Below are 12,361 nucleotides of genomic sequence, written 5' to 3'. Positions count from 1 at the left end.
AGAGAAAATGGCTGTGGAGCAAGGCGAACACGGCGAAGCTATCAATAGCCATACCATTCACTTTTCCCGACCCCTTTCAATGAATGCCTCGCTTCATTGGTTGACGCCCATTGGAGCACGTTGGCCGGGAATGAATGCGGGAACCCGGCTTGCATACCTGTCCCAGCTTTCGCCGAACCGTTCCTGGCTGTCGGATTCTTCGGCACGGGCAAGACGGGCGTACATCCAGACCAACACCGGGAACATTGCGAGCGTCAGAATTGTCGGCCACTGCACAAGAAAACCAATCATGATGAGAACGAACCCGACGTATTGGGGATGGCGAATGCGGGCATAGGGGCCGGTTGTGGCCAGCCGTCCTTGCCTTTGTGCCGACCACAGATGGTGCCATGCGACGGACATCAGCCAGAAGCCGCCTCCGGTCAGAACAAAACTGAGTATATGGAAGGGGCCGAAATGTGGGTTCGACTTCCAGCCGAACATCATTTCAGGCAGGTGTCCGCTATCGTGGGCAAGCCAGTCGATATCCGGCCAGGTCGATTGCAGCCAGCCGGACAAGACGAAGATCGTCAGAGGAAACCCGTACATCTCGGTGAAGAGTGCCACGATGAAGGCGCTGAACGCCCCGAAGCTCCGCCAGTCTCGCGAGGTCTGTGGCTTGAAGAAACTGAACGCAAAGATGATGAAGACTGCGGAGTTGATGAAAACCATCAGCCAAAGGCCATATGCCGTTCCGGGTTCGGTCATGACTTGTCGCCCCCGGAACCGTGTCCGCCGTGACCTCCGTGCATGAAGAAGTGCATTCCCACACAGAGCAGCAGCGGCAACCAGACCAGCAATCCGCTGTCCAGGATGTGCACCCGGTGTTCGATACCCAGAAGGGTGCCGCCCACGACCAGCGCGACAATCAAGTAAATTCCGGCCCGCGATCGCCAGAAGGATGGTGGCCGATGGGATTGTTCGGAGTGATTGTGATCGCCATGTGAAGGATCAGGTTGATGCGTCATACTTGATGTCCGTTCCTATATCTTTGCGCCGCGAAGGCGCAGTGAGTTGAGTACTACCGAGATCGATGAGGCGCTCATGGCGAAGGCAGCAAACATCGGGCTGATGAGGATGCCGAAAAAAGGAAACAGAACGCCCGCTGCGACCGGCACGCCGGAGGCATTGTAGATCAGCGCGAAGAACAGGTTCTGGCGGATGTTGCGCATGGTGGCGTGGGCGAGCCGTCGCGCGCGCACGATACCGTCGAGATTGCCCTTGACCAGAGTGATGCCGGCGCTTTCGATGGCCACATCGGCGCCAGTGCCCATGGCAATGCCGACATCTGCCTGCGCGAGAGCCGGCGCGTCGTTGACGCCATCTCCGGCCATCGCAACTTTTCGACCAGCCTGTTGCAACTCCTTGATGATCCTCGCCTTGTCCTCCGGCAGCACATCGGCTCGGATCTCGTCGATGCCGAGACGTGCGCCGATGGCTTTGGCCGTGCGTTCGTTGTCGCCGGTCGCCATGATGACGCGGAAACCAAGTTCGTGCAGATCCTGGATGGCGGCGGGGGTGGTCTCCTTCACCGGGTCGGCGACACCGACGAGGCCAGCGATTTCACCATTCAGCACCACGAACATGACCGTCTCGCCCTCGTCGCGGCGGGCATTGGCCTTGGCTGCCAGGTCACCCGCCTCGAGCCCAAGGTCGCGGATCATCGCCAGATTGCCGAGCGCGACCGCCTTGCCGTCGACGACGCCCTTGACGCCCTTGCCGGTGACTGCCTCGAAATCCCCGGCATCGGCCAATCCCACGTCGCGCTCCTGCGCGCCCCTGACAATGGCCTCGGCCAGCGGATGCTCCGATCCACGCTCAAGCGATGCGGCCAGCCGCAGCACCTCCGGCTCGTCGTGGCCGGGCTGCGGCAGAATGGCGACAAGCCGCGGTTTGCCCTCCGTCAATGTGCCGGTCTTGTCTACAATCAGCGTATCGACTTTCTCGAACCGTTCGAGTGCCTCGGCATTCTTGATCAGTACTCCGGCCTGGGCGCCCCGCCCGGTTGCCGTCATGATCGACATCGGCGTTGCGAGGCCGAGCGCACAGGGGCAGGCGATGATCAGAACCGCCACCGCCGAGATCAGGGCGTAGGACAGCGCCGGTGCCGGCCCCCAGATCGCCCAGGAGATGAAGGACAGAATTGCGATACCGATCACGGCGGGAACGAAGAAGCCTGCCACCTTGTCGGCATATTTCTGGATCGGTGCGCGCGAGCGTTGTGCGTTGGACACCATCTCGACGATCTGCGCCAGCATCGTGTCCGCGCCAACCCGTGTCGCCTCCATGACAAGGCTCCCGGTGCCGTTGATCGTAGCGCCGGTCAGCGGGTCGCCCTCGACCTTCTCGACCGGCACGGGCTCACCCGAGATCATGCTTTCGTCGACCGAGGACCGGCCGTCCAGAACCATGCCATCGACCGGCACCTTGTCGCCAGGACGAACGCGCAGACGATCGCCGACCTGCACGTCTTCAAGCGGAATCTCGTCCTCGGACCCGTCGGGTCTGATTACTCGCGCGGTCTTGGCCGCCATGTCGAGAAGCGCGCGGATCGCCTTGCCGGTTCCTTCACGGGCGCGCAATTCCATCACTTGGCCCAGCAGAACCAGTGTCACGATCACGGCGGCCGCCTCGAAGTAGACGCCAACATGGCCTTCCGCGTCGCGAAATCCGTCGGGGAATATGCCGGGTGAGAGAACGGCGACGACGCTGAAGAGCCAGGCCGCCATCACACCCATACCGATCAGGGAGAACATGTTGAGGTTCATCGTCCGGAACGAGTTCCAGCCCCGCATCAGAAACGGCCAGCCGCACCAAAGGACCACCGGGGTTCCGAGAACCAGCTCGATCCAGAGGGTTGCTCGCTCGCCGAAAATCTCGCGCACTCCCGGAAAGCCCAGATATGGACCCATCGTGAGGATCAGGAGCGGTATGGTCAGGGCCGTGCCGACCCAGAAACGGCGGGTGAAATCGACAAGTTCGGGGTTCGGACCATCTTCGGCCATTGCCGCCGATTCAAGCTCCAACGCCATGCCGCAGATCGGGCAGGAGCCATGTTCGGTCTGCCGCACCTGCGCGTGCATGGGACAAGTATAGACCGCTCCGGTCCATCCGGTCGGCACGGTGTCAAACTCGCCACCCGCAGCCGCCGCGCCGCCATCGCCGTGATCGTGACCGCAGGCCGAATGATCGTGCTCGCCGTGACCGGAATGCGCATCGGCCTCGGCCTCCGGCACAAGATGCATCCCGCATTTCGGACAGTCTCCCGGCCCGTTCTGTCGCACTTCCGGGTGCATCGGGCAAACGTAAATGAGGGTCTCAAAATCGGGTTCGGCACGGTTCTTATGGTTGTTCATTCGGGAGTCCTCTCGGATTGAGTCGGAGCCAACGTAATCCTTCCAGTAACTGGAAGGCCAAGCCGTGTCGCAAGCAACCGGAGCGCTCTTGCGAGAACAGGGGTAATCTTGGTCGGATTTGATGAGCGGGGCATGAGTTCCGTGGTGATGGTCCAAGCCGCATCTGCAGATTCAGTGACAGAGCTTTTCGGTCCGCGGACACTGTCCGCGTGACTTGGGCGACTCTCTGTCCCTGTTGGCCGGACGTGAACGATCAAATGACGGAAACACATCGGGATCACGCGACGGTGTCGGATTGCTGGTCTCGCACACGTCCGGCGCGTCCGAGCGCGTACCAGATCAGAGCCAGTCCGATCAGGACCATGGGTGCCGACAACAGCTGACCCATATTCAGCCCCCAGTCGCCGAAATGAAGCGCGTGACCGACCGGGTTTCGGGCCGCTACGAACTGCATGTCAGGCTGACGGAACAACTCCACGAAGCTTCTGGCAAGGCCGTAGCCGGTCAAAAACGCACCGGTCAGGGCTCCAGGGGTCTTCAGCCAACCGCGGCGCCAGGTGAGATAGAGAAGGAGCGTTCCAAGAAGCAGCCCTTCCAGAAGCGCCTCGTAAAGCTGCGAAGGATGGCGGGCGCAGAGCCCGGTGATGCCTTCACAAGTTTGCGCTGCATCGCCCGGAAAGATCACTGCCCACGGAACATCCGTCAGGCGCCCCCAAAGCTCGTTGTTGGTGAAATTCGCCAATCGTCCCAGAAACAGCCCCGGCGGGGTTGCCAACGCAAGCAGGTCGGCCGTACCGAGCAAGGGTGCTTTCTGACGAAGGCAGAAAACTAACACCGCGATTGCGACACCGGCGAAACCGCCATGGAACGACATGCCACCCTGCCATACCTTGAGGATTTCAAGAGGATTGGCCAGGTAATACTCAGGCTGGTAGAACAGCACGAAGCCGAGGCGTCCACCGACAACCACCCCCACGATGATCCATGTGAGAAGGTTCTCGATCTGCTGACGGTCAAGTGGCGGCCCGGCTGGCGACCAGAGTGCCGTGCGGCCTACCGCTGACAGGCAGATGCGCCACCCGACAAGGAGCCCGACGATATAGGCAAGCGCGTACCAACGCAGCGCGAATGTGAAAGTTCCGATCTCGATCGAGAACAGATCGGTGCCGATGTCGGGAAACGGAATTGCAGCGGTCAGCATGGGTGAAGATCCTGTGTTTTTTGTTGGAATCGAAATGCGATCTGCCCGTTCCGATCCGTCCATGACGCTGGTTTCGGACGATGGAGTGCGTCTCGATCAGTCACCGCGTAATCCTCGTCTTCGCCAGTCTCTGATCCAGATGATGACAAGTGGGGCCAGCGTCAGGGCGCCCAGTCCGATTGCAGCCCCGACGGCACGGGAGGAGTCTCCGCTGACGACATCGTTGCCGAAATGCGCGAGCAGGAAACTGGCTGGAATGATCCCGGCCAGAGTAGCCAGACCGAAGCGCCAGAAATGCAACCGACTGAGCCCGGCGGCATAGCTGACGATGTCGAACGAAACGAACGGCAACAGCCGGCTGACAAACACCGTGGCGGTCAGCGCGTTCTGAGAGCCAAGCCAACCGACATCGACCTTGTCGCCGAACCACCGTTGCAAAACGTCCCGACCCAGAATACGGGCGAGCCCGAAGGCTGCGAGGGCGCCGAGTTCGGCACCCAGAACGATGTAGACTGTTCCGAGCGTGTGGCCGTAGGCTGCGCCTGCGGCCAGCGCGATGGGCGCACTGGGGATTGGCGTGGCCACGATCGCGACCGTCATCATCCCAATGACGACGATCGGTCCCCAGATGCCCGCGGCCGAAACCCACATGGATATCCTGTCGCCATCAAGGCTCTTCAGGCTCTCCGACAGGGGGCCGAACGCGAGGGCCATCAAGATGGCCGCGACGGCCAGCGCCGCGGCGACCTTTGGGGCTGGTATGTTGCGAGGGTCGCGGCTCATTGGTGCCTCATTTCATAGCCGTTGGCGGCGGGCGGCGTAGAGCACGGGCAACCTGCGTCGTGATCCGGCTTCACCCTGTCCTGGCAAGCCCCCGCGCTCTCACTCAGTGGCTCTGCGCCTCTTCGGGAAGGAGGTAGGATACCAGATCCTGCATATCCCGATCCGAAAGGGACCACCGCGGCATCCCGTCGCCGATGACACTGCCGTCAGGTCGCACTCCTTCAGAGATCGCATGCGCAAGGCTTGCTCTGCTGTAGCTCTCGTGGGCATGCCCGTCTTGCGCGTGCTCTTCGGCGAGGGCCTCCGGCGTGATTGCGGGTGCGGATTGCCTGAGCCCGGGCCACAGCCTTGCCCCTTCCCTTTCCGCACCGTGGCAGGACGCGCAGGCATATCCGCGCATCATCAGCATGTGCTGATTGCCCCCGAAGGAGCGAATGGATTCACCGCTTTCGGATCTGCCGGTGAAATAGATCCGTTCCCCGTTGCCCTCGAACTCGGACGGCCAACCGGAACGACCATTTCCGGTCATTCCGGCGAGGTCGGCGAGTCCGAAAACCAGCACGCCAACCGCGACCGCCACGTAGACGAAGATCTGTCCGCGGTTCGATCTGGCTTCGTCGTCGCTCACATCGCCTCCAGCGCAGCCGCCAGCATTTCCCGAACCTCGCCAGCGACCCGCTTGAGATCGGGGTTATTGATTGCCTGCATGGAGGCTTCCGGGTCGATGGCGCTGACTTCTACCCCACTATCGACAGCCCGCAGGATGACGTTGCACGGCAGCATGGCGCCCACGCGCGGCTCCATCCCGATGGCCTTGTAGGCCATGTTCGGGTTGCAGGCCCCAAGGATCCTGTAGGGGTCGAGATCGACGTCGATCTTTTTCTTCATCGTCGCCTTGACGTCGATTTCGGTCAGGACACCGAAGCCTTTGTCGGCCAGCGCAGTACGAACCCGGCCATCGATCTCCTCGAAATCGGCATCTGAGAAGAATCTGTTCACGGTATAGCTCATTGGTGGGTTCCCTTTCGACCTGGCTCCGGGGTTACTTCGCCAGGTATTTCGCGAGCGCGAGGATCGCGAGAAGCGTGACAATGATCACCAGAACCATCCAGATCGCTCCGAACCCCATTCCGACGCCATATCCATATCCACCCATCATGGGTCGTTCCTTTCACTTTTAAGCAGTCAATGCCCGGTCGGTCAGTTCCGCCAGTTCTTGCCGGGCCCAGTCTGCCGGCCCTGTTGCCAGCCCCGTTGCCAGCCATGCCCCTGTCCCGGCGTCATGCCATTGCCTTCCATCATTTGTGGCCCATGCCCGTAGCCAAAGGCGGGCATTCCGGTGCCGTACGGTCCGGCCCCGGGAACACCTCCGCACGGCGTCTGGCCGTTGGTGGTGCTTGCGCAAGGCGGCGTTCCGTTCTGGAACTGTCCTGCCGGTCCGTTGCCCGGTCCGGGACCATGCGCCAAGGCGAGGGATGGGATCGCCAATGCGGCAATTGTGACGAGGACGTGTTTCCAGATAGTCGTCATGTTTCGTCTCCTTGCATTTGGTGATTGCGGTATGGGTGGGCGACGTCCTTCGTGCCGCCCACCCGCTGGATTAGTTGCTTTCTTTCGTCTCTTCCGGCGCGTCGTCGCCAGCCATGCCACCCGTCTGGTGCATGGACTGCATCCGCGCCATGCGATCGGCAGGAGCGGTGATCTCGTCAGCCGTCACCTTGCCGTCGCCGTCCTCATCGAGCGCCTGGAAACGGTCGACCATCCGTGTGCGGATCGACTCGGCATGAAGGGCCTGGAACTCTTCCAGCGTCAGGCTTCCGTCGCCGTCGGCGTCATATGCCTCGAGGCGTGCCTGCATGCCGTCATGGGCTTCCTCGGCTGTCACCGTGCCATCGCCGTCAGTGTCGAGATCGCCGAACAAGCCGCCCATCATGGCACCGGGGCCGCCCTGGCCGGACATCATGCCGGGCCCGCCGTTCGCGCCCATCATGCTGCCCATGTTCTGATGCATCTGCATCATCTGCTGCATCATTTCCGGATTGCCCATCATGCCACCGCTCATGCCGGGACCACCTTGCCCTGACATCATGCCGCTTATGGGACCGGTGCCTCCCTGCCCCTGCATCATGCCCCCCATGGCGCCGGGTCCGCCCTGGCCGGACATCATCCCGTCACCGCCCTGGACGTTGCCCATCATTGCGCCGGGCATTCCGTGACCTTCCTGCATCCAGCGGCCGCCCTGGGTTCCATGCGCCAGAACCGGAACGGCAAGCACACCGCCGAGCGCTGTGACGGTGACAAGGGCGACTGCGAGTTTCCTGGAGCGTTTCATGACCTATCCTTTTGGTTGTCATTCTTCTGATGAGGTCAATCTGGGAGCCGCCTGTCGCGCCAAGATCCCAAGAAACGGCCTTTTTGTATCAGTCTGTCGCAGAACCGGGTTCTGTTACATTCCGTGACCATTTTAGGCGCGGCCTCGGGCGGCAATGCGCTATGTCGAGAGCATGACAGACACTCCGCATATCCTGATCGTCGACGATCACCGCGACATCCGCGACGCCGTCAGCCGCTATCTCGAACGCAACGGGATGCGGGCCAGCACGGCGCGCGATGCAGTGGAGATGGACGGAAAACTGAAGACCGGCCGGTTCGACCTGATCGTGCTCGACGTCATGATGCCCGGCGAGGACGGCATTTCCGTCTGCCGCCGCCTGAGCGCCGAGGGGTCGGTGCCAATCCTCATGCTGACGGCGCTCGGCGACGAGACGGACCGGATCATCGGCCTCGAAGTCGGCGCCGATGACTACCTTCCCAAACCATTCAATCCCCGGGAATTGCTGGCCCGCATCAAGGCAATCCTGCGGCGCGGGGCTCGCATCGAGACGCAGGCCCGGTCCCTGACCAGCCACCGGGTGCATTTTGCGGGCTGGACCCTTGACACCGACCGCCAGAAGCTGCGCCACGAAGACGGGCGGGAGGTGCACCTGACCACGGCCGAGTTCCGCCTGCTGACGGTTTTCCTGGAGCGACCGAGATTCGTGCTCAGCCGGGACCAGTTGCTCGACTTGACATCCGGACGCACGGGCCATGTCTTCGACCGGACCATCGACAACCAGGTGAGCCGTTTGCGCAAGAAGATCGAGGACGACGCAACGCGCCCGACGATCATCACCACCGTCCGCGGCGGCGGCTACAGTCTCGCAACAGATGTGAAGGTCGAGACATGAGGCGGTTTCTCCCTGTGTCCCTGCGCGGTCAATTGTTGCTGCTCATCCTTCTCACCCTCGCATTGGCGCAAGGGTTGGCGGCATGGCTCTTTGCCGATGAACGCGAACTGGCCGTACGGGCGGCGCTCGGGCAGGAGGCCGCGAGCCGCGCGGCGAACGTGGCGCGGCTCATCGTCGAAGCACCGGAAGAACTCCGGGATTCCATTCTGCGAGCCGCCAACTCGCCGCTGGTCCGATTCACGCTGGATCGGGAGCCGGCGGTCGATCACTTCAACCATGATGGCGGTGGCATCATCGCCGACCAGATTGCGGATCAGGTCGGAACCACGCCGCCACCAGAAGTGCGTGTGGAACTGCACCAGACGTCGGAAGCCATGCCGCCGATGGCCGGAATGCCGTCGGACATGGCACGCCGACACATGGCGATGATGGATATGCAAATCTCCTCGGTTGAAATGACGATCGCCGTTGCGATGGGGGACAATTCCTGGCTGAACGTCACCACCCGGTTCCACCATCCGCCATACCAGGTTGGCTGGACCGCGTTGGCAACCTTCGGCGTAACCTCGTTCCTGATCGCCATCACGCTCTGGTTTGCGCTCGGTCAGTTGACCGGACCGTTGCGAGAGCTGGCCCGATCAGCGGAACAATTCGGAAGAGGCGAAGACGTGCCGGATATTGCCCCCTCGGGCCCCGAAGAGCTTCGGAGCCTGACACGGGCATTCAACCAGATGCAGACGCGCATTCGCCGGTTTGTCGATGATCGCACGAAACTTCTCGCAGCCCTCAGCCACGACCTGCGTTCTCCCCTGACGGCGCTTCGCGTGCGCGCCGAGCTTGTCGATGAGGAGGAGACCCGCGAGCGGATCATCGCAACGACCGAAGAAATGCAGGAGATGGTCGAGTCCACGCTCGCCTTTGCGCGGGGTGTGACAGATACAGAGCCGGTCGAGACCGTCGATTTGAACGCTTTTCTCTCTGATCTCGTCTCCGAATTGCAGGAAACCACCACGGCTATCGAGTTAAAGACGAGCCCTGAGGCTGTTTCTGCTCGGCTCCGGCCAACATCCATGCGGCGCGCGCTGCGGAACGTGATCGAGAATGCGGTCCGGTATGGTCAACATGCCGAAATCCGGCTGGAGACTCGCGAAGGCAACGCGGTCGTGGTTGTCGAAGATCAGGGTCCGGGAATTCCCGCGGAAGAGCTTGATCGCGTGTTCGACCCGTTCGTACGCCTGGAACAGTCTCGATCGCGGGAAACCGGCGGCACAGGCCTTGGTCTCTCAACCGCACGGACGATCACGCAGTCCCATGGCGGCGACATTTCGCTGGAGAACAGGGCCGGCGGCGGGCTGAGTGCTTGCGTAACACTTCCCGCGACATGACCGGTAAAACCACAGCCAGAGCCGAGAACGATTGAATTAGCCAGCCCGAAACGAATGTCTCGGGCTGGCCGTTCGCGACTCCGAGGGGATCAACCGTAGTCACGAATTAAAAGCAGGCACCATCTGATGAGCGGTGCCGGCAGTTGGGATGACCTTTTTCAGGTCCAGCGTGTTAGGATCGAGCACCCAGATCATCGGCAGCTCGGCGCTGCTGACGAGGAGATCTTCACCAACAAGGGTCATGTGATAGGGCTGCGGTCCGACATCGACTTCTGTCTTTCGGCCGGAGGCCACATCGATCCGAACGACACGTTCTGGCTCCCGCGCCGAGACGAAAATGGCTCCCTTTCCGAATTCCACGCCGTGCAACTCGCCGCCGATCTCGATACGGTCCAGGACATCTCCGCTATCGGCATCGAGGATTGTCACCACTCCTTCGTCCGCCTGGGCGGAAACCAGGCGGCGCTGGTCGGGGACCAGGCGCATGTGCTTGGGTCCGCCATCGACCTCGAAATTCCGCATGACGATACCCTTGACAGGGTCGATATCGCTGATCGTGCCGTTGCCTGCATTGGACACGAAAAAGCGGCCTGTCGCCGGATCGGCCACTGCATATTCGGGCACAGGTCCAGTCGGCAGCGTTGCCGTCAATTCGCCGCTTTCGAGGTCGATGAGGGAGATCGCCTCGAGACCCGGATGTGTCACTGCCGCCCAGCGTTCGTCGGAACTGACCTCGACGTGGTGGACGCCCCCGGGAACCTCGATCCGGCGCAGGATTTCATGCGTGGCAGCGTCGACGACTGTGACGATGCTGACGCTTTCCGGCATCGACTTCGCCCCGCCATGGTGGGCGTTATGATCTTCCTCGGAGACGCCCGCCGGTTTTGCGACCACGCCGGGAATCACTTCGGAGAGGCTGCCGGCAATCAGAATTCCACGCTTCGGCGCGGAGGCAAGCCCGTGGACGTCGGTCAGGGATTCGATCCTTCCGACCGGTTCGAACGACTCGTCGAGATGCAGGGCCGTTCCGGCGCCACCTTCGGGAACATAGACATCCGCGAGCCCGGCGAATGGCATGGCAACCGCAGCGGCAAGAGTAAGCGTGATCGTTTTCATGATGCCTCCTGTTCGTGTTGCAGCGGTTGTCCTGCCTTCCCGCACTGGAAGGTCAAACGATTGGTTTTCACATCATCGTGACCCCGGCACCGGAGGGCAGCGCTTGACCTTCCAGTGCGGGAAGGCGGCACGCACAGGCGACGGAAGGGGACCAAATGATACCGGAAATTGGCGTTTTTGCGCTCGCACTGGCTCTGTGGCTTGCCCTGGTTCAAAGCATCCTCCCGATGCTGGGCGCTGCAAGAAACAACCTGCTGTGGATGCGCTCGGCGCACGCGACAGCAATCGGCCAGACTGTTTTCATCGGCCTGGCATTTGCCGCGCTGATGCGCTCCTTCGTTGTGAGCGACTTCACTGTTCGCAACGTGGCGGAGAACTCACACTCCCTGAAACCCATGCTGTTCAAGATCGCTGGCACATGGGGCAGTCATGAAGGCTCGCTGCTTCTTTGGGTGCTCATCCTGGCAGCCTTCGGCGCCGGCGTTTCGGTCTTCGGCCGCAACATTCCGGATTCGCTGAAGGCACGTACGCTTGCCGTTCAGGCCTGGATCAGCGTCGGGTTTCTTTCCTTCCTGCTGCTCACGTCCAACCCGTTCGAACGGCTCTACCCGCCGCCGATAGACGGAAACGACCTCAACCCGCTCCTGCAGGACGTCGGGCTCGCCATGCATCCGCCGCTGCTCTACGTCGGCTATGTCGGGTTTTCGATCGTGTTTTCCTTCGCGGTGGCGGCCCTGCTGGAAGGGCATGTGGACGCTGCCTGGGCACGATGGGTGCGTCCATGGACACTTGCCGCATGGATCAGCCTGACAGCTGGAATCGCGCTCGGGTCCTGGTGGGCGTATTACGAGCTTGGCTGGGGTGGTTGGTGGTTCTGGGATCCCGTCGAGAACGTGTCCTTCATGCCCTGGTTGCCGAAAACCACCGCATGAAAATTTGATATTTTGGACGATGGAATAACTATATATGGTTTTCGGAGGCACCTCAGAACCACATGTTGATCCCGTGCAGGAGAAAGTTATCTCAGGGTATCAAAGACGGGCCATGTGAAAAAATATCGGGCCAGTCGCGTGTGTAGTTTAGGTCAGGACCTACGACACAAGATGTAGTGCTTGAAAAAATCCACGATCCTGCCACCCCGACCGGAGATTGATGGTGTTTTTTGAGTCAACGAGCAGGTCAGTAGCGAGTAGACGCGTCGAATCAAAGGCCGGGAATTAGATAGCCTCGACAGTCTGTGTCGCCGGCTGGGTC

12 protein-coding genes and 1 pseudogene are annotated in these 12,361 nt (G+C 61.4%); 3 read left to right on the top strand and 10 right to left on the bottom strand.

All coding sequences use genetic code 11. The features are described 5' to 3' along the window. Positions 1-93 precede the first annotated feature (93 nt). The 9 genes from R3X27_RS09970 to R3X27_RS09930 form a co-directional block, all read right to left on the bottom strand. Positions 94-747 carry an isoprenylcysteine carboxylmethyltransferase family protein gene (locus R3X27_RS09970; protein WP_317708707.1) on the bottom strand — a complete coding sequence of 218 codons (654 nt, stop codon included), beginning with the start codon at positions 745-747 and terminating at the stop codon, positions 94-96. Then, positions 744-1,007 (bottom strand): DUF2933 domain-containing protein, encoded by a 264-nt coding sequence (locus R3X27_RS09965; protein ID WP_317708706.1) that lies wholly within the window; start codon positions 1,005-1,007, stop codon positions 744-746. The genes R3X27_RS09970 and R3X27_RS09965 overlap by 4 nt, the downstream gene beginning before the upstream one ends. Positions 1,008-1,022: 15 nt before the next feature. Beyond that, positions 1,023-3,335 (bottom strand): copper-transporting P-type ATPase, encoded by a 2,313-nt coding sequence (locus tag R3X27_RS09960; RefSeq protein ID WP_411572481.1) that lies wholly within the window; start codon positions 3,333-3,335, stop codon positions 1,023-1,025. Positions 3,336-3,672: 337 nt separating this feature from the next. Next, complete coding sequence (lgt, locus tag R3X27_RS09955) at positions 3,673-4,596, bottom strand: prolipoprotein diacylglyceryl transferase (RefSeq protein ID WP_317708841.1); 924 nt, start codon at positions 4,594-4,596, stop codon at positions 3,673-3,675. Positions 4,597-4,692: 96 nt separating this feature from the next. Next, on the bottom strand, positions 4,693-5,379 hold the full coding sequence (locus tag R3X27_RS09950; protein WP_317708704.1) for a TVP38/TMEM64 family protein: 687 nt from the start codon (positions 5,377-5,379) through the stop codon (positions 4,693-4,695). Positions 5,380-5,482: 103 nt separating this feature from the next. Next, a complete protein-coding gene (locus R3X27_RS09945) occupies positions 5,483-6,007 on the bottom strand; it encodes a c-type cytochrome (RefSeq protein ID WP_317708703.1) in 525 nt (174 codons plus the stop codon). Continuing rightward, positions 6,004-6,390, bottom strand: a complete 387-nt coding sequence (locus R3X27_RS09940) for a DUF302 domain-containing protein (protein WP_317708702.1) — start codon at positions 6,388-6,390, stop codon at positions 6,004-6,006. Before R3X27_RS09940 ends, R3X27_RS09945 begins: the two co-directional genes overlap by 4 nt. A gap of 189 nt (positions 6,391-6,579) precedes the next feature. Further along, positions 6,580-6,909: a hypothetical protein gene (locus R3X27_RS09935; RefSeq protein WP_317708701.1), complete on the bottom strand. Its 330-nt coding sequence runs from the start codon at positions 6,907-6,909 to the stop codon at positions 6,580-6,582. Positions 6,910-6,979: 70 nt separating this feature from the next. Beyond that, positions 6,980-7,711 carry a calcium-binding protein gene (locus R3X27_RS09930; RefSeq protein WP_317708700.1) on the bottom strand — a complete coding sequence of 244 codons (732 nt, stop codon included), beginning with the start codon at positions 7,709-7,711 and terminating at the stop codon, positions 6,980-6,982. 172 nt (positions 7,712-7,883) lie between these two features. Between R3X27_RS09930 and R3X27_RS09925 the strand changes: the two genes are divergently transcribed. Next, positions 7,884-8,606 (top strand): response regulator, encoded by a 723-nt coding sequence (locus R3X27_RS09925; RefSeq protein ID WP_317708699.1) that lies wholly within the window; start codon positions 7,884-7,886, stop codon positions 8,604-8,606. After that, positions 8,603-9,991, top strand: coding sequence for an ATP-binding protein (locus R3X27_RS09920; RefSeq protein ID WP_317708698.1), 1,389 nt, complete (start codon positions 8,603-8,605; stop codon positions 9,989-9,991). Before R3X27_RS09925 ends, R3X27_RS09920 begins: the two co-directional genes overlap by 4 nt. A gap of 99 nt (positions 9,992-10,090) precedes the next feature. Here R3X27_RS09920 and R3X27_RS09915 read toward each other — a convergent pair whose 3' ends face one another. Beyond that, positions 10,091-11,107, bottom strand: coding sequence for a hypothetical protein (locus R3X27_RS09915; RefSeq protein ID WP_317708697.1), 1,017 nt, complete (start codon positions 11,105-11,107; stop codon positions 10,091-10,093). Positions 11,108-11,262: 155 nt separating this feature from the next. On the opposite strand from R3X27_RS09915, the pseudogene R3X27_RS09910 reads away from it, so the two are divergent. Beyond that, positions 11,263-12,021: pseudogene (locus R3X27_RS09910) on the top strand (heme lyase CcmF/NrfE family subunit); the annotation flags it as partial. Positions 12,022-12,361: the final 340 nt, after the last annotated feature.

The organism is Tropicimonas sp. TH_r6 (assembly GCF_033101155.1).
Classification (GTDB): Bacteria; Pseudomonadota; Alphaproteobacteria; order Rhodobacterales; family Rhodobacteraceae; genus Tropicimonas.
This window is presented reverse-complemented; position numbering and strand designations above follow the sequence as displayed.